The organism is Actinoplanes lutulentus, from assembly GCF_003259845.1.
Taxonomy (GTDB): Bacteria; Actinomycetota; Actinomycetes; order Mycobacteriales; family Micromonosporaceae; genus Actinoplanes; species Actinoplanes lutulentus.
In genome coordinates this window covers 486,522-508,789 of the sequence record NZ_QLMJ01000005.1, presented here as the reverse complement: position 1 = coordinate 508,789, position 22,268 = coordinate 486,522, and the positions used below count along the sequence as shown (strand labels likewise).

At 69.5% G+C, this 22,268-nt stretch carries 23 protein-coding genes; 9 read left to right on the top strand and 14 right to left on the bottom strand.

The window, feature by feature from the left end:
- Positions 1-99 precede the first annotated feature (99 nt).
- Positions 100-2,250, top strand: coding sequence for an elongation factor G-like protein EF-G2 (locus tag B0I29_RS15085; RefSeq protein WP_111649650.1), 2,151 nt, complete (start codon positions 100-102; stop codon positions 2,248-2,250).
- Positions 2,251-2,255: 5 nt separating this feature from the next.
- Here the strand turns inward: B0I29_RS15085 and B0I29_RS15080 are convergent, their stop codons facing one another.
- Positions 2,256-3,407 carry an FAD-dependent monooxygenase gene (locus tag B0I29_RS15080; RefSeq protein WP_111649570.1) on the bottom strand — a complete coding sequence of 384 codons (1,152 nt, stop codon included), beginning with the start codon at positions 3,405-3,407 and terminating at the stop codon, positions 2,256-2,258.
- A gap of 53 nt (positions 3,408-3,460) precedes the next feature.
- Between B0I29_RS15080 and B0I29_RS15075 the strand changes: the two genes are divergently transcribed.
- Positions 3,461-4,039, top strand: coding sequence for a TetR/AcrR family transcriptional regulator (locus B0I29_RS15075; protein ID WP_111649569.1), 579 nt, complete (start codon positions 3,461-3,463; stop codon positions 4,037-4,039).
- Here B0I29_RS15075 and B0I29_RS15070 read toward each other — a convergent pair.
- The 4 genes from B0I29_RS15070 to B0I29_RS15055 form a co-directional block, all read right to left on the bottom strand.
- On the bottom strand, positions 4,013-4,465 hold the full coding sequence (locus B0I29_RS15070) for an HIT family protein (protein ID WP_111649649.1): 453 nt from the start codon (positions 4,463-4,465) through the stop codon (positions 4,013-4,015). The genes B0I29_RS15075 and B0I29_RS15070 overlap by 27 nt on opposite strands.
- A 49-nt stretch (positions 4,466-4,514) precedes the next feature.
- The gene (locus B0I29_RS15065) at positions 4,515-6,518 is read right to left on the bottom strand and encodes a diguanylate cyclase domain-containing protein (protein ID WP_111649568.1); all 2,004 of its coding nucleotides are present in this window, start codon (positions 6,516-6,518) and stop codon (positions 4,515-4,517) included.
- Positions 6,519-6,581: 63 nt separating this feature from the next.
- Positions 6,582-8,579, bottom strand: a complete 1,998-nt coding sequence (thrS, locus tag B0I29_RS15060; RefSeq protein ID WP_181557812.1) for a threonine--tRNA ligase — start codon at positions 8,577-8,579, stop codon at positions 6,582-6,584.
- 179 nt (positions 8,580-8,758) lie between these two features.
- Positions 8,759-9,676 carry an ADP-ribosylglycohydrolase family protein gene (locus B0I29_RS15055; protein WP_111649566.1) on the bottom strand — a complete coding sequence of 306 codons (918 nt, stop codon included), beginning with the start codon at positions 9,674-9,676 and terminating at the stop codon, positions 8,759-8,761.
- Between the two features lie 96 nt (positions 9,677-9,772).
- On the opposite strand from B0I29_RS15055, the gene B0I29_RS15050 reads away from it, so the two are divergent.
- The 4 genes from B0I29_RS15050 to B0I29_RS45740 all read left to right on the top strand — a co-directional run bounded on the left by B0I29_RS15050 (position 9,773) and on the right by B0I29_RS45740 (position 14,514).
- On the top strand, positions 9,773-10,462 hold the full coding sequence (locus tag B0I29_RS15050) for a response regulator transcription factor (protein ID WP_111649565.1): 690 nt from the start codon (positions 9,773-9,775) through the stop codon (positions 10,460-10,462).
- A gap of 2 nt (positions 10,463-10,464) precedes the next feature.
- A complete protein-coding gene (locus tag B0I29_RS15045; protein ID WP_375790601.1) occupies positions 10,465-11,883 on the top strand; it encodes a HAMP domain-containing sensor histidine kinase in 1,419 nt (472 codons plus the stop codon).
- Positions 11,884-12,185: 302 nt separating this feature from the next.
- Positions 12,186-14,315 (top strand): RICIN domain-containing protein, encoded by a 2,130-nt coding sequence (locus tag B0I29_RS15040; protein ID WP_245972532.1) that lies wholly within the window; start codon positions 12,186-12,188, stop codon positions 14,313-14,315.
- A gap of 52 nt (positions 14,316-14,367) precedes the next feature.
- Complete coding sequence (locus B0I29_RS45740; RefSeq protein ID WP_181557811.1) at positions 14,368-14,514, top strand: hypothetical protein; 147 nt, start codon at positions 14,368-14,370, stop codon at positions 14,512-14,514.
- An 8-nt stretch (positions 14,515-14,522) separates the two neighbouring features.
- On the opposite strand, the gene B0I29_RS15035 is transcribed toward B0I29_RS45740, so the two are convergent.
- Together B0I29_RS15035 and B0I29_RS15030 are read right to left on the bottom strand one after the other, a co-directional pair.
- The gene (locus B0I29_RS15035; protein ID WP_111649563.1) at positions 14,523-15,545 is read right to left on the bottom strand and encodes an adenosine deaminase; all 1,023 of its coding nucleotides are present in this window, start codon (positions 15,543-15,545) and stop codon (positions 14,523-14,525) included.
- Positions 15,546-15,554: 9 nt separating this feature from the next.
- Complete coding sequence (locus B0I29_RS15030) at positions 15,555-16,313, bottom strand: trans-aconitate 2-methyltransferase (RefSeq protein ID WP_111649562.1); 759 nt, start codon at positions 16,311-16,313, stop codon at positions 15,555-15,557.
- 68 nt (positions 16,314-16,381) lie between these two features.
- Between B0I29_RS15030 and B0I29_RS15025 the strand changes: the two genes are divergently transcribed.
- Both B0I29_RS15025 and B0I29_RS15020 read left to right on the top strand, forming a co-directional pair.
- Positions 16,382-17,359, top strand: coding sequence for an aldo/keto reductase (locus B0I29_RS15025; RefSeq protein ID WP_111649561.1), 978 nt, complete (start codon positions 16,382-16,384; stop codon positions 17,357-17,359).
- On the top strand, positions 17,353-17,583 hold the full coding sequence (locus B0I29_RS15020; protein ID WP_111649560.1) for a hypothetical protein: 231 nt from the start codon (positions 17,353-17,355) through the stop codon (positions 17,581-17,583). The genes B0I29_RS15025 and B0I29_RS15020 overlap by 7 nt, the downstream gene beginning before the upstream one ends.
- A 128-nt stretch (positions 17,584-17,711) precedes the next feature.
- On the opposite strand, the gene B0I29_RS15015 is transcribed toward B0I29_RS15020, so the two are convergent.
- The 7 genes from B0I29_RS15015 to B0I29_RS14985 form a co-directional block, all read right to left on the bottom strand.
- Positions 17,712-17,915, bottom strand: coding sequence for a cold-shock protein (locus tag B0I29_RS15015; protein WP_011905669.1), 204 nt, complete (start codon positions 17,913-17,915; stop codon positions 17,712-17,714).
- 341 nt (positions 17,916-18,256) lie between these two features.
- Positions 18,257-18,529, bottom strand: coding sequence for a DUF4235 domain-containing protein (locus B0I29_RS15010; RefSeq protein ID WP_111649559.1), 273 nt, complete (start codon positions 18,527-18,529; stop codon positions 18,257-18,259).
- Positions 18,529-18,858, bottom strand: a complete 330-nt coding sequence (locus B0I29_RS15005) for a DUF3618 domain-containing protein (RefSeq protein WP_111649558.1) — start codon at positions 18,856-18,858, stop codon at positions 18,529-18,531. Before B0I29_RS15005 ends, B0I29_RS15010 begins: the two co-directional genes overlap by 1 nt.
- A complete protein-coding gene (locus B0I29_RS15000; protein ID WP_111649557.1) occupies positions 18,855-19,313 on the bottom strand; it encodes a phage holin family protein in 459 nt (152 codons plus the stop codon). Before B0I29_RS15000 ends, B0I29_RS15005 begins: the two co-directional genes overlap by 4 nt.
- 80 nt (positions 19,314-19,393) lie before the next feature.
- Positions 19,394-20,587, bottom strand: coding sequence for a mechanosensitive ion channel family protein (locus B0I29_RS14995; RefSeq protein ID WP_111649556.1), 1,194 nt, complete (start codon positions 20,585-20,587; stop codon positions 19,394-19,396).
- A gap of 116 nt (positions 20,588-20,703) precedes the next feature.
- A complete protein-coding gene (locus tag B0I29_RS14990) occupies positions 20,704-21,528 on the bottom strand; it encodes a DUF1206 domain-containing protein (RefSeq protein ID WP_111649555.1) in 825 nt (274 codons plus the stop codon).
- A 60-nt stretch (positions 21,529-21,588) separates the two neighbouring features.
- Complete coding sequence (locus B0I29_RS14985; protein WP_111649554.1) at positions 21,589-21,918, bottom strand: hypothetical protein; 330 nt, start codon at positions 21,916-21,918, stop codon at positions 21,589-21,591.
- Between the two features lie 42 nt (positions 21,919-21,960).
- Here B0I29_RS14985 and B0I29_RS14980 point away from each other — a divergent pair, with 42 nt between their 5' ends.
- Positions 21,961-22,248: a GNAT family N-acetyltransferase gene (locus tag B0I29_RS14980; protein ID WP_111649553.1), complete on the top strand. Its 288-nt coding sequence runs from the start codon at positions 21,961-21,963 to the stop codon at positions 22,246-22,248.
- Positions 22,249-22,268: the final 20 nt, after the last annotated feature.

The window sequence follows — 22,268 nt, the reverse complement described above, 5'->3', positions numbered from 1 at the left end:
TTGGCCGGATCGTCACCATCCGGAACAGTGGTCCTTGCCACTAAAAGGCCCGAGGTGTGGGATTCAAGAAACAGATCTGAAATGACGGGAGCGCTCGGCATGGCGCAGAAGACTTCGGAGAAAGGGCTCGCCGGCGCCGCCGCGCCGGTGGTGACAGATCCCGGCAGAGTTCGCAACGTGGTGCTGGTCGGCCACTCCGGTTCGGGGAAGACGACGCTGGTGGAGGCCCTGCTCGCGGCCACCGGCACGATCCCCCGGGCCGGCACGGTGGCGGACGGCACCACGGTGACCGACCACGATCCGGCGGCGGTACGCCAGCAGCGCTCGGTGGCGCTGTCCTGCGCGCCGCTCGTGCACGACGGCGTGAAGATCAACCTGTTGGACACCCCGGGCTTCGCCGACTTCGTCGGTGAGCTGCGGGCCGGGCTCCGTGCGGCAGACGCGGCGCTCTTCGTGGTGTCCGCGGTCGACGGCGTGGACGACTCCACTGTCGCGCTCTGGGAGGAGTGCGCCTCGGTGGGCATGCCCCGCGCGGTGGCGATCACCCGGCTGGACCACCCGCGCGCCGATTACGAGGAGGCGCTGCAGGACTGCCAGGAGGCGTTCGGCGACAACGTGATGCCGATCTACCAGCCGATGCTCGGTGACGACGGCCAGTCGATCGTCGGCCTGCTCGGGCTGGTCACGCTCCGGGTCCTGGACTACTCGCAGGGATATCCGCCCCGGGCCGGCGAGGCCGAGCGGGAACACCTGAACCCGATCGCCGACGACCGGAACGCTCTCATCGAGGGGATCATCGCGGAGAGCGAGGACGAGACCCTCATGGATCGGTACGTGGCCGGCGAGCTGATCAGCACCGACGCCCTGATCCCGGACCTGGAGAAGGCGGTCGCCCGCGGCAACTTCTACCCGGTGATCCCGGTCTGCGCCGGAACCGGGGTCGGCCTCGACGCGCTGCTCGACGGCCTGGTCGGTGGCGCGCCCTCGCCGCTGGAGCACGAGCTTCCGGTGGTGACCGGTGTGGACGGCTCACCCCGGCCGCCGCTGAGCTGCGATCCGGACGGGCCGCTCGTGGCGGAGGTGGTTCGTACCACGATCGACCGGCACGTCGGCCGGGTCTCGCTGGTCCGGGTCTTCTCCGGCACCCTGCGCCCGGACCAGACGCTGCACGTCTCCGGGCACGGCATGGCCGAGCGCGGTCACCCCGACCACGACGCCGACGAGCGGGTGGCACATGTGTACGCCCCACTCGGCTCCCAGCTCCGCGAGGTGCCGAGCTGCATCGCCGGTGACCTGTGCGCGATAACCAAGTCGGGCACCGCGGAGACCGGTGACACCCTGTCCGGCAAGGATCAGCCGCTGCTCATGGAGCCCTGGTCGATGCCGGAGCCGCTGCTGCCGATCGCCGTGGTGGCGAAGACCCGGTCTGACGAGGACGCCCTCGCCAAGAACCTGGGCCGGCTGGTCGCCGGCGACCCGACGCTGCGACTGGAACGTAACCCCGAGACGCATCAGCTGGTCCTCTGGACGATGGGCGAGTCACACGCCGACGTGGTGCTGGACCGACTCCGGGCCGGCGGCGTCGAGCTGGACACCGAACCGGTGAAGGTGGCGCTGCGCGAGACCTTCGGCGCCGGGTCGAAAGGGCACGGCCGGCACGTCAAGCAGTCCGGCGGCCACGGCCAGTACGCGGTCTGCGACATCCAGGTGGAGCCGCTGCCCCGGGGCGAGGGCTTCCAGTTCGTCGACAAGGTGGTCGGCGGCGCCGTGCCGCACAACTACATCCCCTCGGTGGAGAAGGGTGTCCGGGCCCAGCTGGAGCGCGGCCTGGTCGCCGGTTTCCCGGTGGTGGATCTCAAGGTCACCCTGTACGACGGCAAGGCGCACAGTGTCGACTCCTCGGACGCCGCTTTCCAGACGGCCGGTGCGCTGGCCCTGCGCGCGGCTGCCGAGAGCGGCCAGCTGACCCTGCTGGAACCGGTCGACGAGGTCGTCGTGAGGGTTCCGGAGGTCTACGTCGGCTCGGTGATGAGCGATCTGTCCGGCCGGCGCGGCCGGCCGATGGGCAGTGAGTCCGACGGCGAGGCGAGTCTCGTCCGTGCCGAGGTGCCCGCCACCGAGCTGGTGCGTTATGCCGTGGAGCTGCGGGCCCTGACCTCCGGGACCGGCACGTTCACTCGTCACTATGTCCGTCACGAGCCGATGCCGGCCCATCTGGCTGACTCAGCCAGGAAGGAACACGCCAGATAGCTCTTCTAGATCGCGATGGCGTTCGCCGCCTCGTGCATCGGCGCGAGCACCTTGTCGATGACCTGCTCCTTGCGCGGGTGGAACTTCAAGGTGCGCATCCCGTAGTTGCGGAACCCGATGGCGAGGCGGCTGCCCGGGACCATGTCCTTGGCCATCTTGCGGCCGAAGGCGAGGTTCTTCTCCACGTAAGGCCGCATGATCCGCTCGTATCCGTCGAATCCGCCGCCGTTGTTCAGCTGCTCGGCCAGGACATAGGCCCCGACCAGCGCCAGACTCGTACCCTGACCGGCCGCCGGCGACGGGCAGTACGCGGCGTCGCCGAGCAGCACGACCCGGCCCGACGAGTACGACGACGCCTGCACCTGGCTCAGTGAGTCGAAGTAGAAGTCGGGAGCGTCGTCGAGCGCGGCCAGGAAGTCGTCGCTGCGCCAGCCCCGGCCCGCGAAGGCCGCCCGGAGCAGATCCTTCTGCGCGGAGACGTCGCGGCGGTCGTAGGTCAGCGGCTCGGACGCGAAGGTCATGCCGACCCGGGCCGGACCGTCGGCGTCCATCGCGTAAGCGAAGATCAGCCGGCCGGGCTCGGTGTACATGATCTCCTCGCGCTCGAGGCCGAGGTCGTTCGGCACCTCGAAGATCGAGATGTAGGCGCCGAGGTGATCGAGGATGACCTCGGGCATGACGCGCTGCCTGGTGGTCGAATTGAGTCCGTCGGCAGCGACGATGACGTCGTACTCCCCGGTCCGGCCGCTCGCGAAAGTGACCGATTTATCGGAGATTTCGGAAATGCTGTCGCCGTAAACAACATCGGCGCCGCACGCGTCGGCCAGGAGCAGCCCCAGATCCCCCCGCATGATCTCCAGGTCGTCACCCCGCCGGCCCATCAGCAGATCAGCCGGCAATGAAGCGATCTTGCGGCCGTCGCTCCGCACGTAGGTGACCTGCTTCATCCCGGTGTCGCGCTCCTTGGCCGCGGCGTGCAGCCCCATCTTGTGCAGCACCGTCGTCGCCGCGCCCCGGACGTCGACCTTGTAGCCGCCGGCACGCAGCTCCGGCGCCCGCTCCACGATCGTGACGTCCCAGCCCGAGCGGACCAGCCAGTAGGCCAGAGCCGGACCCGCGACACCCGCACCTGAGATCAACGCTTTGCGATTCGTCATGTCTCGACTATACAAACGTCTTATACGTTTGTATAGAAGTTAGGATCGCGAACATGGGCCACCGCGAAGATCTGCTGCAAGGCGCCAAGAAGGCGCTGCTGGAGAGGGGTTACGCACAGACGACCGCACGCGACATCGTGGCGGCGTCCGGCACCAACCTCGCCTCGATCGGCTACCACTACGGCTCGACCAAGGCCCTGCTGACCGCCGCGATGCTCAGCGCCATCGAGGACTGGGGTGACGCGTTCGGGCAGGCGCTCACCGAGGAGAAGGACGACGATCCCGACGACCCGATGCTGCGCTTCTGGCAGCGGGTGATCGGCTCGATCCAGTCGCACCGGGCGCTCTGGCTGGCCAGCGTCGAGGTGCTGATCCACAGCGAGCACATGCCGGACCTGCGCGCTCAACTCGCGGCCGGCCTCCAGGAGGGGCGCAGCGGGATGGCGGCGATGGTGACCGGCATCGCTGAGAAGGAACTGGACGACTCGACGGTGCGCAGCGTCGGCTCGGTCCAGATGGCGCTGATGTCCGGGGTCCTGACCCAGTGGCTCACCGACCCGGCGACCGCGCCCTCGGCGGAGGAGATCGTCGCCGGGATCAACGCACTAGGCAGGCCAGGCCTTCACCAATAACTCCCGGGTATCTGCGAGCAACTGCGGCAGCACCTTCGTCGCTCCGATCACCGGCATGAAGTTGGCGTCGCCGCCCCACCGCGGCACCACGTGCTGGTGCAGGTGGGCGGCGATCCCGGCGCCGGCGATCGAGCCCTGGTTCATCCCGATGTTGAAGCCGTGCGGGTTGCTCACCGCCCGGACCACCCGCATAGCGGTACGCGTGAACGCCGCCACCTCACCCACCTCAGCCTCGGTGAGATCGGTGTAGTCCGCGACGTGCCGGTACGGGCAGACCAGCAGATGCCCGGGGTTGTACGGATACAGGTTGAGCAGCGCGTAAACGAGCTCACCTCGCGCCACCACCAGGCTGCTGGACTCCGGCAGCGCCGGCGCGACACAGAACGGGCAGCCCTCAGGCTGGTTCTGGCCGGCGATGTAATCCATCCGGTGCGGCGCCCAGAGCCGCTGAAGGCCGTCGTCCACGCCTCAGATACTAGGCATGCACGTGGAACAATCCGGAACCCTGCCGCTTGGCCACGTACATGGCGGCGTCGGCGTCCCGCAGCACGTCGTCCGGCCCCTGCCCGGCGACCGACAGCGCGATCCCGATGCTCGCCGGTGTCCGCAGCTCGTGGCCGTCGACCAGGACCGGCTCGTCGAGCGCCGCGACCACCCGCTCGGCGACCCGCAGCGCGTCCCCGCTGTCCCGCAGGTCCTCGGTGAGGATCACGAACTCGTCGCCGCCGAGCCGCGCCACCGTGTCCTCGGTACGCACACAGGTCCGCAACCGCTCGGCCACCGCCTTGAGCACCAGGTCACCGGCATCGTGCCCGTACGTGTCGTTGACCGGCTTGAACCCGTTGAGGTCGAGCAGCAGCACACCGACCGAACGGCCGGTCCGCTTGGCCCGGGCCAGTGCGCCGTTCAGCCGGTCCCACAGCAGGGCGCGGTTGCCGAGCCCGGTCAGCATGTCGTGCATGGCCCGCCGGGTTAGCTCGGCGGTCAGCGCCACGCTGTCCAGGGCGAGCGAGACCTGCGTACGCAGCGTCTGCAGCGACTTGAGCACGTCCTCGGGCAGCTCGTCGTCGCTGCCGACGGCCAGCACACCGAAGAAGCGTTCGCCGCTGAGCAGCGGAAGGATCATGAGTGGCCGGTCGTCGAAGCCGGGGACACCGAGGCCGGACAGACCCGGGAGGACGACCATCTCGCCGCCGGCCAGCCGGGCCAGTACCTCGGCCGGAACCACGTCGCTCGGTATCTGGAAGCCGGCCAACTCCTCGGGCGAGGCCCCGGAGGCCTCCATCACGGTCCAGTGGGCCGGGTCGTCCGGCGAGACCGTGACCACCGAGGTACGCGTACCCTCGACGCCCGCGAGCAGGGTCGCCGCGCCGTCCGCGGCGAGCCGGTGCACGTCGGCCGCGGACGTGGCGCGCAGCAGCGCGGTGCCCAGGTCACTGAGGACCTGCTCGCGCCCCATCGACTCCCGCAGCGCCCGCATCGAGGCGTCCACCCGGACGACGAGCCGGGTGTTGTCCCGCATCCCGACGATCTGCCGGATCACCACCAGCGCGGTCAGCGTGATGGTCCCGGCGAGCACCGGCCAGGAGCGGTCGTCCAATCCCCGCGTCATCACATAGATGAGCAGCGAGTCCGCCGCCACCACCGCCAGATAGGGCATCAGGCTGGACGGCCGCCGGGTCACCGCACTGCCAAGAGAAGGGCCCCACGAAATCCGTCGCAGATGCGCCACACCCATCGCGATCAGCAGCATGATGAAGACCTGCCGGGTGGCGAGCGCGAAATGCGCGTACCCGGTGCCGTTCAGCGTCTGCTGCATCACGTTGAGCGCGAACTGGACCACGGTCGCCGCGATCGCGAACATCATCGCCCGCCGGCTCACCTCGGTGACGCCGCCCAGCACGATCCGGGCGATCGCGTAGAGCACCACCATCAGCCCGGCCGACTTCACGAAGATGGCGCCCGCAACGGTCAGGTCCGCGCCCGGCCTGCTGACCACCGGATGCACCACGAAATACCAGAGGAAGAGCGCCCCGGCCAGCAGCACGGTGCCCATGTCCAGGCCGAGCCGCAGCCTGCTCGACGACCACCGGTTACGGATCGGAACAGTGAGCAGACCGGCCAGGATCAGCACGAGGGTGGCCAGGTCGCAGGCCTGCATGAGCGGGAACGGCGACGGGTACGACGCGTCGCCGTTCACCGCCAGCTCGTAGAACGCGATCGCCGACGCGGCCGTCATGAACGTCCACGCGCCGGCGCTCAGCAGCAGATGCCTGCGGATCGCGGGCAGCCCGGCATCACGAGCCTGCGACCAGCCACGCCAGGCCAGGCAGGCCGGGATGACCGAGAGCAGCGGCGAGAAGAGTTTGTACGCGACGATCTGGAAATCCCAGCCGCCGACGTTCGTCAGATGCACCACGAACCAGACCGCGGCCAGGGCGTAACCGGTCCAGGCCATCGGTGGTGTCCGGAACCGCATCCAGCCCTCCGCTCACGCCGTCCGTAATACAGGTCGGACGGCGCGAGCGTGAGCTGAGAGACGTCAGGCCGCGGACGGCCCCACGTTCGTCCGCGAACGGACCACCTCGGCCACGTGCGCCACAGCCTCGTCGATCGAGACGCCGTTGCGCTGCGAGCCGTCGCGGTACCGGAACGAGACGGTCCCGCCGCTCACGTCGTCGTCACCGGCGATCGCCATGAACGGGATCTTCTGCTGCTGCGCGGTGCGGATCTTCTTCTGCATCCGGTCGGTCGAGTAGTCGACCTCGGCCCGGATGCCTTCCTTGCGCAGCTTGGCGACGAACTCGGCGAGATAGTCGGCGTGGTCGTCACGGATCGGGATGCCCACCACCTGCACCGGAGCGAGCCACGCCGGGAACGCGCCCGCGTAGTGCTCGACCAGCACGCCGAAGAACCGCTCGATCGAGCCGAACTTCGCCGAGTGGATCATCACCGGCTCCTGCCGGGTGCCGTCCGCGGCCTGGAACTCCAGACCGAACCGGGCCGGCTGGTTGAAGTCGTACTGGATGGTCGACATCTGCCAGGTCCGGCCGATCGCGTCCTTCGCCTGGACGCTGATCTTCGGACCGTAGAACGCCGCGCCACCCGGGTCGAGGACCAGGTCGAGCCCGGTCTCCTTGGCCACGTCCTCCAGAACGCTGGTGGCCTTCTCCCACTGCTCGTCCGAGCCGATGAACTTGTCGCTCTTCGGGTCCCGGGTCGACAGCTCCAGGTAGTAGTCGTCCAGGCCGAAGTCGTCCAGCAGCGAGCGGACGAACGCCAGCAGGTGCTTGATCTCGCCCGGTGCCTGCTCGGCGGTCACGTACGAGTGCGAGTCGTCCTGGGTCAGGCCACGGACCCGGGTCAGGCCGTGCACCACGCCGGACTTCTCGTACCGGTAGACCGAGCCGAACTCGAACAGGCGCAGCGGCAGCTCACGGTAGGACCGCCCGCGCGACCTGAAGATCAGGTTGTGCATCGGGCAGTTCATCGCCTTGAGGTAGTACTTCGCGCCTTCGAGCTCGCTCGGCGGGAACATCGTGTCCGCGTAGTACGGCAGGTGGCCCGAGGTGTGGAACAGGCCTTCCTTGCTGATGTGCGGGGTGCCGACGTACTGGAAGCCCTCCTCGATGTGGCGGGCCCGGACGTAGTCCTCCATCTCCCGCTTGATCACACCGCCCTTGGGGTGGAAGACCACGAGACCGGAACCGATCTCGTCCGGGAAGGAGAACAGATCCAGCTCGGTGCCCAGCTTGCGGTGGTCGCGACGCTCCGCCTCGGCGAGCCGGTTCAGGTACGCCTTCAGCTCGTCCCGTGACGGCCACGCGGTGCCGTAGATCCGCTGGAGCTGCGGGTTCTTCTCCGAACCGCGCCAGTAAGCGGCGGCCGAGCGCATCAGCTTGAACGCCGGGATCAGCCGGGTCGACGGCAGGTGCGGCCCGCGGCACAGGTCGCCCCAGACCCGCTCGCCGTCGGAGTTGATGTTGTCGTAGTGGGTCAGCTCGCCGGCACCGACCGCCTTCGCCTCCTCGTCGACGTCACCCTTGATGTCGACGAGTTCCAGCTTGAACGGCTCGTTCGCCAGCTCGGCCTTGGCCTCGTCGAGCGAGGCGTACTCCCGCCGGCGGAAGGTCTGCCCCGCCTTGACGATCTCCTGCATCCGCTTCTCGAGCTTGCCGAGGTCGTCCGGCTGGAACGGCTTCTCCACGTCGAAGTCGTAGTAGAACCCGTCCCGGATCGGCGGCCCGATGCCGAGCTTGGCGTCCGGAAAGACGTCCTGCACAGCCTGCGCGAGCACGTGCGCCGCCGAGTGCCGCAGCACATCGAGCCCGTCCGGCTCGTCGATGGCGACCGGCACCACTTCAGCGTCGGCGGCCGGCGCCCAGTTCAGGTCGCGCAACCGCCCGTCGGCGTCCCGCACGACGACGATCGCTTTCGGTCCGTGCGCCGGCAGACCGGCGGCGGCCACCGCGTCGGCCGCCGTAGTCCCGGCCGGGACGACTAGTGGGTCGGCCACAGCGGGGTTACGGAGTGCAGACACGGTATTTCTCCATTCAGACGGTGAGCCCACGGCAATCCGGGCCCCACGATGCTATCCGTCCCGTTTTCCCACACCCCGACCGGCGCGGCCAGCGATTTACTCCCTTCATGGGTACGCGCGAACGCTGAGCGCAGGTGAGCCGAGCATGTCGATCCGGGGTTCGGCACGCCCCTCGACGGCTACTGCTCGCCGTCGGCGGGGGCCAGCCAGGCCGGCAACGGCTCGCGGGCCGACAGCCACTCGGCCGGGATGCCGTCGAGGCCGGTATGGGCGGCCACCACGCCCCCGGCTATCGCGGCGGTGGTGTCCACGTCGCCGCCCGCCGAGACGCACGCCGTGATCGCGGCCGGGTAGTCCGCCAGATGACGGGCCGCCGCCCAGAGCGCGAACGGCACCGTGTCCTGAGCCAGCGCGCGGGCACCACTGCCCAGGCGGTACGCCGCCTCGTCGGCCCGGCGGATCGTCGTCGCCTCGACGAGGCCTTCGCGGACCAGGCCGGCCGGGGTGTGCGCGGCCACGGCCAGCAGCATCTGGTCCGGCGGAGGGCGGTGGCCGTGCAGCCGGGCCGCGGCTGCCACCGCGGCGGCGACGGCCACTGCCACACCGCCGGCGATGCCTTCCGGGTGCGAGTGGGTCACCTCGGCGGCGCGTACCCCCTGGGCTGCCGCGTGCGCGAGGGAATCGGCGTGCCAGGCCCCCAGGGGCGCGGCGCGCATCGCCGCGCCGTTGCCGCAGGAGCCTTCGCCGTTGAACGCGGCCGCCGCCGCGATCGGCCAGGGCAGGCCCTCACGGATCTGGCGCAGCATCACCACCGCGCCGGGGCCGTATCCCCGATAGGGATCGTGCAGGCGGCCGAGCATCTCGGCGAAGGCGTCGCGGTCGAAGTAGCCCTCGGCGAGTGTCGCCACCAGGCAGCACGCCTGTTCGGTGTCGTCGGTCCACTCCCAGGTTCCGTCCGGGACCCGGCCCTCGGCCAGGTCCGCCGGCTTGTTTCCGGGCACGAAGTACTGGGCTCCGAGGGCGTCGCCGACGCTGAGACCGGCCAGGCTCTCCAGGGCCAACGCGAGTCGCGTACCGGGGAAAAGAGTGAATGACATCAGCGCTTCGGATCGTAATCCATCACCGAGAGTCATCAAAGAGTCTCGCTGGATCACCCTTTAGGTTCTCCTTGCGCGGGACGCTACGGTCTTCGCATGGCCACGGTTTTGCTCGTCGAAGACGATCATGTCGTGCGCGGTGCCATGCTCCGATCGCTCGCCGACCGGGGGCATGCCGTGCACGCCGTCGGCACGGCACTGGAGGCGTTGCGGCGGGTCGCCGCGGAGACGCCGGACCTGGTCGTGCTGGATCTAGGACTACCCGATCTCGACGGTTCGGACGCGTTGCGCATGCTGCGCGGCATCACCGATGTGCCGATCATCATCGCCACCGCACGCGACGACGAGCAGACCGTCGTGCGCCTGCTGCGGGCCGGCGCCGACGACTACATGGTCAAGCCGTTCACCGGCGCTCACCTGGACGCCCGGATCGCCACCGTGCTGCGGCGGGTGGGCCGGGCCAGCCGGGCCGCGCAGCCGGCGGTCTACGAGGTCGGCGAGCTCCGGGTGGACGTCGGCGAGCGCAGCGCCGCCCTCGGGGACCAGCCACTCGCGCTGACCCGGAAAGAATTCGATCTTCTGGCGTACCTCGCCGCCCGTCCGGGCCGTGTGGTGTCCCGCCGCGAGCTGTTGGAGGAGGTATGGCGACAGCCATCGGTCGGCGAGGACCAGACCATCGACGTGCATTTGTACTGGCTTCGCCGGAAACTGGGCGAGTCCGCGGCGAAGCCCCGCTTCCTGCGCACCGTGCGGGGGGTCGGATTCCGGTTGGTGGCGCCGGACTGAGGCTGCGGCTGGCCTACACCACCGCTGCCACCACCGCCGCCGTCGCACTGATCTTCCTGGTGCCCCTCGGCTGGAACCTGCGTAACGACCACCGCGACGCCGCGTTCGCCGCGGCGGCCGAGCGCACCGCGACCGTGGCCGGCGCGCTCACCGCCGGCGCCAACGCGAAAGGCGTCGCCGCGGCGCTCGCGCTCGCGGGCGGCGGCACCGTCGTGCACACCCCCGGCATCGCTCCGACCGCCGGCGGCCGGGCCGGCGCGGCACTGATCGACAAGGCGTCCACGACGCTCGCACCCACCGTCGAGGACGTCGACGGCGGCGTGGTGCGACTGGTTCCGATCACCATCGGCGACCGGCATTCGGTGGTCGAGGCGTTCATCCCGGCCGCCGAGCTGAACAAGGACACCGCCCGCGACTGGTGGCTGCTGCTCGGCCTCGCGGTCCTGCTGGTCGGCGGCGCCGTCTTCGTGGTGGACCGGCTGGCCCGCGGCGCGGTCTCCTCAGCCCGCCACCTGGTCGACGCGGCTCTCGCGGTCGGCGACGGCGACCTCGCCGTGCGCATCGACCCGTCCGGCCCGCGCGAGCTGGCCGAGGCGGGGTACGCGTTCAACCGGATGGCCGACCGCCTGGTCACGTCACGCACCGACGAGCGGGAACTGGTCGCCGACCTGTCGCACCGGCTGCGCACACCGCTGACGGCGCTGCGGCTGGACGCCGAGGCCCTCGACCCGGACGACACCCAGATAGGGGACTTCTCCCCCGCCGAACTGGACCGGCGTCGTGGCATCCGGCGGATCCGTACCGCGATCACCACCCTCGAGGACGAGGTCAACAGCCTGATCAACACCACCCGGCAGGCGGTGGCGGCCCAGCTCTCCGCTCCGGAGGACGGCCTCTGCGACGCCAGCGAGGTGGTTCGCGAGCGGATGATGTTCTGGTCCGCGCTCGCCGGCGACCAGGACCGGCAGTACCGGGTGGTCGGTGCGCACCTGCGGATCCCGGTCCCGGTGGCCCGGGCCGAGCTGGCCGCCGCGCTGGACGCGGTTCTCGGCAACGTCTTCCGCTACACCCCGCAGGGCACCTCGTTCGAGGTGGGCCTCTCCCGCCGGGACGGCTGGGTGGCGCTGCGGGTGGACGACGCCGGTCCCGGCATCGACGATCCGGAGCAGGCGCTGCGGCGCGGGCAGAGCAACCAGGGCTCGACCGGCCTCGGACTGGACATCGCCCGCCGGGTGGCGCAGGCCACCGGCGGCTCGGTGAGCCTGGACCGGGCCGCGATGGGCGGGGCGAGCGTGGTCATGCTGCTCGCCGACGCGGACGCGACACCGAAGACGCCCAGCAGGTTCGGGCTGGTCGGGCGGGGCCGGCCGGCGCGAGAGAAAGCACCGGAACGCAAGCGCTGGCAACGAGGACGGGAATGAGCAAGGGCTACGACGGACAGTTCCCCCGTACGACACAGCGCTGGCTTATATCTCTTTTAAAAGCGTTCCCCTCCGGCCGCCGGGCTGGCAGTCTTCCCACCGATCCAGTTCGGCGGTTTCCGGCTTCACACCGCCACCAAGTTCGACGAGGAGACGCAGTGTCCGCGCATCGCCGGCCAGCGTTCCGCGAGTCGCCCCCGGGGCGGCGTCGCGCGGCAGGCGACCACCGCCCACGCACACGCTCCGCAGCCTTCCGACTCCTTCCGGTAGCGCTCGGCGTCGCACTGCTCGGTGTCGGCGGTGTGGTCGGCCCGAGTGTCATCGGCGCGGCCCCCACCGACGAGGTGGACCGTTTCGCCCTTTCCGCCCTGCCGACCGACGCGCCCGAGGAGGGCCTGGTCTACAGCGGACTCAAGCTCGCCTCGAAAGGCTCGCTCTGCTCCGGCAGCTATCTGCTCTACGAGCAGACCTGCACGCACGGTCCGGACTCGGCTCCGGCAGGCCTTTCGGTACGCCGTGACGTAGCCCCGGTGACCGAGAGCACCGGACGCCAGGTGACAGTGGTCAGCCGGGAGACCGGCGCCGTGCCGCTGGACGCCGAGATCGCCCGCGACGAGGGCGGCAGCGCGCTCACCGCGGACGCACCGGCGCTGATCCCGGACGCGGCGCCCGGCCAGGCCGACTTCATCCTCGGCCCGGAGGACGTGGCCTGTTCCGGCGACGGCCGCAGCGGCAAGCGGGTGCAGCTGCTGTACCTGCACGAGTCGACCACCCCGAGCCGGTACGCGAAGTTCCTCAACTCGTTCCGGACCTGGGCCGCCGGCGTCGACGCGATCTACGACGCCAGCGCCGGGGAGACCGGCGGCTCCCGCCACATCCGGTACGTCACGACGCCCGAGTGCCGGGTCGACGTCGCCGAGGTGCAGCTGCCGGACGACTCGCTGAGCTCGTTCACCGGCAGCATCAACGCGCTGCGCGACCTCGGCTACAACCGCACCGACCGCAAGTACCTGATCTTCTCGGACGCGAACGTCTACTGCGGCATCTCGTCGTTCGTGGCCGACACCCGTCCGGGCCGGGGCAACCGCAACAACGGCGGCCCGTCGTACGCCCGGGTCGACTCGGGCTGCTGGAGTTCGGCGATGGCCGCGCACGAGCTGACCCACACGCTCGGCGCGGTGCTCATCGACTCACCGAATTCGACCGGCGCGGGCAGCTGCACCGACGACTTCGACCTGCTCTGCGGCGAGGACCGCTCGGGCAAGCCGATGCGCAACGTCTGCCCGAAGAAGCACGAGATCCGGCTGGACTGCGGCAACGACGACTACTTCAGCACCAACCCGAAGAAGGACAGCTACCTGGACCTGCACTGGAACGTCGCGCTCAGCGACTTCCTGCTGCGCAGCGACGGCGGCGACGACATCCCGGACGCTCCGGGCGCGGTGGTGCCGGACCCGACCGTCGAGGCCGCTCCGCCCGCGACGTCCGCCCCGGCGGCCACGCCGGTCTCGCCGGCGCCGAGCGCGGTGGCGCCCAGCGCCCCGGAGAGCCCGGTCGCGCCGTCACCCAGCGTCTCGGAGACCGTGGAGCCGGACGCCGGTGTGTCGGAGAGCCCGTCGCCCGCGCCCAGCGTGTCGGTGACCGGCGATTCGACCCTCCCGCCGATCGAGGAGGTCGCGCACACCGTGGCGCCGGCCTCCCCGGCCGACGCCGACACCGCGGAAGGCGCGCCGGCCGAAGCGCCGGGCACCACCAACGACGGCGTCCAAGCGGTCCTGGAGATCCGTGAGGCGACCAGCACGTCGGTCCGTCTCACCTGGAGCTCCGGCGCCGACGACGCGTCGTACGAGGTCTCCGTCGGCGGCGAGCCGGTGGCCACCACGAAGTCCACCCGGGCCCGGTTGATCGGGCTCAAGCCGGACGCCAAGTACATCGTCGAGGTCCGCAACACCAAGCTCGGTTACCTGGCGAAGGGCACCGCGGTCACCGCCCCGGCGGCCCGGCCGGTGCAGAACTCCTGGTTCGTGCTGACCAACTCGCTGACCGGCGGCGCAGCCGACCTGTACGCGGCCCGCGACACCGACGGCACCCCGGTGACCCTCGGCGACCAGGACGGCGGCGCCCAGCAGCAGTGGCAGCTGGTGCCCGCGGAGAACGGCACGTACTCGCTGGTCTCCCGGGCCAGCAACCGGTGTGCGGTCGCCCTCGCCGGCAAGCCGGTCGCCGGCGCGCCTCTGGTGCAGGGCGACTGTTACGCGGCCGACGGCGCCCGCTGGACGCTGCAGGCCTCCGATTACGGCTTCACGGTGCGCAGCACCACCGGCGACCTGGTGATCGGCGTCGGCGCCCAGCGCTTCGGCGCGCATCGGGTGCTGGTGCTCCAGGAGGACACCGGCCAGCGGCACCAGAGCTGGACGGCCGTCCCCGACTGACCCGTTCCCGACCTGACCCGTTCCCGACGGGACAAGCAGCAGGGAGATGTTGATGCCCGATGTGTTGAGCAGGAAGGAAACCGAGCCGGACGAGGGTCCGGCCCGGTTCAACGGACGGCGGCTGGTCCGCTGGCTGACGATCTTGACGATCGGCACGCTGACCATGCTGGTCTGCTGGCAGGACCCGCTCTACCCGTAATCCGCGCTCTACGAGCCCGGAGAGCTGTACGAGTCGATCTCGGCGATCAGCGCGGACTTCCCGGCGGTGTCCAGGAAGCTGTGCCGGACCGCGTCGCGGGCCAGCCCGGCCACGCCGGCGCGGTCCAGCCCGAGCAGCCGGGCCGCCGTCGCGTACTCGTGCTCCAGGGTGGTGCCGAACATCGGCGGGTCGTCGGAGTTGATGCTGACCGGCACCCCGGCGGCCACCAGCTTCGCGATCGGGTGCTCGTCCAGGGACGCCACAGCCCGGGTACGCAAATTCGAGGTCGGACACACCTCCAGAGGAATCTGGTTCTCCGCGAGGTACCCCATCAGCCGCTCGTCCTGCGCCGCGGAGATGCCGTGCCCGATCCGCTCGGCGCCCAGCTCACGGATCGCGTCCCAGATCGTCTCCGGTCCGGTGGTCTCGCCGGCGTGCGGAACGCTGTGCAGCCCGGCCGCCCGGGCCTTGTCGAAGTACGGCTTGAACTGCGGCCGCGGCACCCCGATCTCAGGGCCGCCCAGACCGAAACTGATCAGGCCGTCCGGGCGCTCGTCGAGAGCGATCCGCAGGGTCTCCTCGGCGGCCGCCAGCCCGGCCTCACCGGGGATGTCGAAGCACCAGCGCAGGTTCACGCCGAAGTCGCGGGCCGCGCTCGTGCGGGCGTCCTCGATCGCCTCGCAGAACGCCGCCGCCGGGATGCCGCGGCGCACGCTGGAGTACGGGGTGATGGTCAGCTCCGCGTACCGGACCTGCTGCCGGCCGAGCTCGCGCCCGATCTCGTAGGTGAGCAGGCGGACGTCCTCGGCGTCGCGGATCAGGTCGACAACGCTCAGGTAGACCTCGATGAAGTGGGCGAAGTCGCGGAATTCGAAGTACTCCGCGAGCCGCTCCGGATCGGCCGGCACGGGTGAGCTGCCCTCATGCCGGGCGGCCAGCTCGGCGACGATCCGCGGCGAGGCCGAGCCGACGTGGTGCACGTGCAGCTCAGCCTTGGGCAGGCGTGCGATGAATCCGGTCAGGTCGGTCAACGGGTTCTCCTAAACAGGCGGTTTCTGGGCCACCACGAAGATACGGCGGAACGGGAACGCCACGAGACCGTGTCGGACCGGATGGGCCTCGGCGATCCGCGGCGCCAGCTCGGCGCGGAACGCGGCCCACGCGGCGTCGTCGAGCGCGGCCCGCACCGGGCGCAGCGCGGTGCCCTCCATCCAGCGCAGCACCGGATGCTCCGGGCCGTCCGCGGGGAGCAGGTGAAGGTACGTGGTCTCCCACGCGTCGACAGCCGCGCCGGCCGTGATCAGCAGGTCCGCGTAACCGGCGGCGTCGTCGACCGGGTCGGCACGCAGCCCGGGCACGGAATCCGCGGCCAGGTCCCACACGGCCCGATGGCCGGGGCTGTCGAAGTTGCCCGGCACCTGCATCGCGAACCATCCACCGGCCGGCAGCCCCGCGAACCACTGCGGCAACAGGCCGAGATGCTCCGGCACCCACTGCAGCGCCGCGTTGGTGATCACCACGTCGTCTTCCGGCCCGGGACGCCACGCTGCGATGTCACCGAGCGAGAAGGCCACGGAACCGGCCTCTGCCGAGGCCTTCGCGATCATCTCCGGCGAGGAGTCCAGCCCGGTCACCCTTGCGCCTGGCCAGCGCTGCGCGAGGGTACGCGTGAGCTCCCCCGGCCCGCAGCCGAGGTCCACGACCGATCGGGGTTTCTCCGCGCCGACCCGCTGGACCAGGTCGAAGAACGGACGGGACCGCTCCGCGCCGAAGCGCCGGTAGACAGCCGGATCCCACACGATTGAACCCCTTTCAAACCGTACGCTCGTCTTGTTTGAAGTTATCAGCCGAGCGGTAGGGTCGTGACGTGGAGAAACGAGATTTTCGGAGGATGGGACGGACCGCTTCGGTGGTCGGTCTGGGCGCCTGGCAGCTCGGCGCCGACTGGGGAGACGTCACCGAGGCCGACGCGCACGCGACCCTGCAGGCCGCCGTCGACGCGGGCGTCACGTTCATCGACACCGCTGATGTGTACGGGGACGGTCGCAGCGAGCAGATCGTCGGCTCGTTCGTCAAGGACAAGCCCGGCCTGACCGTCGCCACCAAGATGGGCCGCCGCCTGCCGCAGGAGCCGTCCAACTACACCCTGGACAACTTCCGCGCCTGGACCGACCGGTCACGCGCCAACCTCGGCGTCGACACCCTCGACCTGGTCCAGCTGCACTGCCCGCCGACCGCGGTCTTCGGCACCGACGAGGTGTTCGACGCGCTCGACACCCTCGTGCAGGAGAAGCGCATCGCGGCGTACGGCGTCAGCGTGGAGAAAGTCGAGGAGGCACTCACCGCGATCGCCCGCCCCGGCGTGGCCAGCGTGCAGATCATCCTCAACGCGTTCCGCCTCAAGCCCCTGGAGCGGGTCCTGCCGGCGGCCGCGGAGGCGGGGGTCGGCATCATCGCCCGGGTTCCCCTCGCCAGCGGCCTGCTCTCCGGCCGGTACGACGAGAACACCACCTTCGCGGCGGACGACCACCGCAACTACAACCGGCACGGCGAGTCGTTCGACGTCGGCGAGACGTTCTCCGGCGTCGACTTCCAGGTCGGCCTGGAAGCGGTCCGGCGACTGAGCCCGCTCGTGCCGGACGGCGCGACGATGGCGCAATTCGCGATCCGCTGGATCATCGATCAGCCGGGTCTGACCGTCGTGATCCCGGGTGCGCGTAACCCGCAACAGGCGCGTGCGAACGCGACCGCCGCCGATCTCGCTCCGCTTACGCCGGAAACCCGAGAAAAGGTCGCAGCCGTCTACGATGAGTTGATTCGCCCCCAGGTGCACGACAAATGGTGAACAATGAAACCGAGACACCGCGATTGCGGGGCTGGCTCACCATGTCGGTCGGGCTGGTGGCGCTTGTCCTCGGCGCGGTGTGGACGCTTCAGGGCTTGGACTTTCTCACCGATCACCTCATGAGTGATCAGCCGGTGTGGGCCGCGGCAGGCGGTGTCGTGGCCGTGATCGGTCTGGTTCTGATCGTCGTGGGGATGCGACGCCGGACTGCCGGTAAGGGCTAAAAGCTTTCTGTACACAGAGAAAGCCCCGCATCCTCGAAAGGGTGCGGGGCTACTCGATCAGGCCGGCCTCCGCCAGGCGGCCGGCGTGTCGGTCTCGCGACCGGCACAATCGACTAAGAGCTGTGGTCTCAGAGCGGGCGAACCTGCTCCGCCTGCGGGCCCTTCTGGCCCTGGGCGATCTCGAACTCAACCCGCTGGTTCTCTTCCAGAGTGCGGTAACCGCTCGTCTGGATGGCCGAGAAGTGGACGAACACGTCAGCACCCCCGCCGTCGACGGTGATGAAGCCGAAGCCCTTGTCTGCGTTGAACCACTTCACGGTTCCTTGCGCCATGCTGAACTCTCCTTCTGAAAATGCCGGCCCGCCCAACCGCAGTAGTGCGGGGCCGATGACCGTTTTCGAGCAGCGGCGCCGCGAGCTGGCCCTTTCAGAGGACGTCCCCTCTGCTTGTCCTCATGACCCCACCACTGAGGTGGTGCCACCGTGGTCAAGCAGAAGCAGCGAACCACGTACACAAAAACTGGCAACACTGTACCCGAAATTAGGCCGGTAAAGCTGCCCCTCGAAGGAATCCAATAATGGGTGGCCGATATGGAAAAGGTCCCCCACTTCGCGGTGGCGAAGCGGGGGACCGGCAAGACTCCTGTCGATACCGAAGTTGATCTTTAAAGCCCTTAGTCCGGCCAGTGACCGGTCACCCGGCGAGTGCCGATGGCGCCGCCCCGATGGACCGCCGCCTTCACCACCGCGAAGATCGCGCCCTGCAGTGCGGCGGCCGCGAGGATCTCTCCCCAGCCACGGTCCTCGTCACCGGCGTCCGGCGCATCGTCGTCGCCGGAGACGACCTTCCATGCCTGTTTGAAAAGGAGCCCGGCGACCGTACCGGCTGCGAAGCCGAGTGCGATGTTCACCGGCTTCAAAGCGACCTTGCCCAGTTTGCCTGCCATCAGCGCCTCCCCCGGACGATAAGAATGACTCCCACGAGCGCCGCCAGGCCGGCGGCGACGAGCAGAACGGGTGCGGGGTTCGCGCGTACCCTCGCTCCTGTTTCGGAAACGGGCTCTCGCGCCGCCTCGCGTACCCGGCCGGTCAGCTCGGCCGCCTGGGTCAGCACCCGCTGGCGGGTCTGCACCACCTGTTCCTTGGCACGGGCCTTGACGTCCGCACGGGCCGCCAGTGCCTGCACCGTCTCACCGAGGTCGGCTCGGGTCTGTTTTATCTCTTCGCGCAGCACAGCCAGATCCGGCTTCGCCGCGGAACCATTCGTCTCGCTCATGCCCGGCTACGCTCCTTGACCGCGTGCTTGACCTCGTCGACATCGGCCTTCAGGCCCGCGATGGCGGCCGCCGGCTCGGGCGGGACCGCGCGGCTGACCTGTTTCTTGCCCAGCAGAGCCAGTACCCCGGCGACCGCGAACAACACCACGGTCACGATCAGGGCGGCGAGCCAGAGGTCGAGGAACAGGTTGAGCACGATGACCAGCGTCGCGATGAGCGCGCCCACGCCGTAAGCGGCGAGCACCCCCGCGCCGCCGAACAGCCCGATGCCGATCCCCGCGTGCTTGCCCTTTTCCGCCAGCTCCGCCTTGGCCAGCGTCAACTCGTCGCGGACCAGCTTGCTGAGCTGCTCGCTCGCGCGCTGGACCAGCTCACCGGTGGACTGCTCGGAGAGCGTCCGTGAGGGCTGGGCGGTCGTCGGTGTGGCCGCGGGTGCGTTCAAGACATCGGCCATCGTGTCCCCCTTTCCGTGTGATCGGGGTATGCCCTGATCACACCCCGCTCAATCCTCGCTGCGAAGACCGGACAACAGGGTCAGCTACGCGACACCACGGCCGGATCGGGACCGCCGAATGCCACCCCGCGCGAATCACCGTCCTGACCGCCACTGAACACCCGGGCGGCATCGGACGACGCGTCCAGCCCGCCCCCGAAGATCCGCTCGGCGTCGTCGTGGCCGGCCTGATGCGCCAGTTTCACCGGCTGCGGCGGCCGCACGTCGGCACGCATCCGCGGCAGCGACTCACGCTGGTGCTCCCAGATCCAGCTGACCATGCCCTCGCGTACCAGGCAGCGCAGGTCCCAGAGCGCGGGCGCGTCGTTCGCGCTGACCAGCGCGCGCAGCCGGATGAAGCCGTCGGTCGCCTGGGTGACCTGCAGGACGCAGACCCGCTGGTCCCAGAGCTCCGAGCCCTCACAGATCCGCTGCAGCTCGCCGCGCAGCGGCTCCAGCGGCGTCGACCAGTCCACGTCGATCTCGGCGGTGCCGAGCACCGCGGAGCTGGTACGCGTCCAGTTCTGGAACGGCTTGGTGGTGAAGTACGAGGTCGGCAGGATGAGCCGGCGGTCGTCCCAGATCTGCACCACGACCACGGTCAGGGTGATCTCCTCGATCCGGCCCCACTCCTGCTCGACGACGACCACGTCGTCCACCCGGATCGCGTCGCTGAAGGCCAGCTGGATCCCGGCGAAAAGGTTGCCGAGGGTGCTCTGCGCGGCGAGCGCCGCGATCACGCTGATCACGCCGGCCGAGGCCAGCACGCTGGCGCCGAGAGCCCGGATGTCCGGGAACGTCATCAGCATGACGCCCGCGGTGATCACCACGATCGCCGCGACGGTGACCCGCCGCAGCATCACCACCTGTGTCTTTATCCGCCGGCGCCGGCGGTTGTCCGGCACGTCGGTACGCCAGCGCGCGAGCGCGACGTCCTCACAGACCAGAAGGGTCGCGCCGATCAGCCAGGCGGACGAGGCGATGCAGAGCAGCACGAGCATGTGCATCACACCGCCCCGGAACGGGAACTCCCCGGCGAACACCCGGATCGCCTGCTGCACCGCGACCAGGGTCACGGTCACCAGGAACGGTCGATGAATTTTCTTCGCCATGTCGGCGGCGAGATCGGATCGCTGACCCAGACGACGGATCACCCGATGGACGATCTCCACCAACACGATCGCCGCACCCGCCGCGATAACCACGGCGAGAACGGCGGTCAGAACGCTGGACACTGAGCTTTCCCTCCCACGTAGGGTTCTGTGCCAGCGCCCTAGTTTGCCCCTCGGGAGGCGGTGCACACCGGCAACGGCAGATGTCAGACATAGCTCACATCTGCCGTCGCGCGGTTTCAGATCTTGCGGTACTTGGCCTGAGCGATGCAGTAGACACCGAACGCGGCGATACCGGCGGCGATCAGAGCCAGCACCCAGACGCCCCACGAGTTGCCGGCGAGGGTCTTGAGAGCGGCGTCCAGCCCGCGGGCCTTCTCCGGGTCGTACTTCACGGCGGCCGTCACGATCAGCACACCGGCGACCGCGTACGCGGCGCCCTTGGCCATGTAACCGGCCATGCCGAGCTTGATGATCGGCTGACGGGTGCCGGCCGGCATCTGACCGGTGTTGAGGTGGCGGACGAACTTCTTCTTCCAGCCGTAGATGAACATGCCGATGCCGACGCCGAGCACCACGAGGCCGATCAGGCCGACGAGCCAGCGGCCGCCGTTCGAGCCCATCAGGCCGGCCGTCGTGCTCTCGTTGCTGTCACCCATCGAGGACTTCGCGCCCTGCACGACCTTCACGGCGGTCCAGGCGAGGTAGCTGTAGAGGATGGCGCGGATGCCGGAGAGCGCCCGCTCGGCCATCATGCCGCGGGTCTGCTCGCCGCTCTCGCCGATCACGGCCTCGAAGACCTGCCAGATCGCCATGGCGACCAGGCCGATGGCGATGACGACGAGCAGCGCCTTGCCGTAGGAATGGCGGGCGATCTCCTGCAGGGCTCCGGACTGGTCGCTGTCCTGCCCGGAGCCACTGAAGGCCACCTGCAACGCGATCCAGGCGAAGAGCAGGTGGATGATGCCGTAGCCGATGAAGCCACCGCGGGCGACGTACTCGAGCGGCTTGCTATCGGCGGCGCGCGATGCGCGCTGCTTGACATTGGAGGTCGTGGAGGACATGCCCTCAATGTGACCGAGAGCGACTTCCGTCAAACCCCATGTGCGAATGGCGCGATCGTGTTACCGCGAGATCTGCACCTGGACCTGGTCCTGGGTGATGCTGTCCAGCGAGACCTGGAGGCCCGCGACGTCGACGGCCTGCTGGCCCTTGGTCAGCGAGATCTGCTCACCGGCGACGTCCAGGGTGACCGTGCTGTCGTCGGCGCTGATGAATTTCGCCTCGACGCCGAGGACACTCACGCTGGCGTTGGTCTCACGGTCGATGGAGACGGTGCACTCGTCGAGGCTGCAGTTGACGTTGTCGCTGCTGCACCCGGTGAGCAGGGTAAGCCCGAGTGCGGCAACAGCGGCGGCGGAAGCAAGGCGGCGGCGAGACAGAGAGATCAACACCCTTTAAGGGTACGGGGTTCCGGCAACCCTAAGCTGTGATGGGTGAGCGAATTTCAGGTACGCGACAACCCCACCGCCCGCCGCTTCGAACTGCTGGCCGACGGCGAGGTGGGCGCCCTTGCCGTCTACCACATCCGTGGCGAGGCAGTGATCATCCTGCACACCGAGACCGCGCCCGCGATGCAGGGCCGGGGCCTGGCGAGCGAGCTGGCCCGGCAGACCCTGGACCAGATCCGCGAACGCGGCCAGAAGGTCGTCCCGTCCTGCCCGTTCTTCGCCAAGTACATCGGCGAGCACCCCGAGTACGCCGACCTCGTCTCCAAGGGGTGACCCCCCCCCGAGGCCGGCTT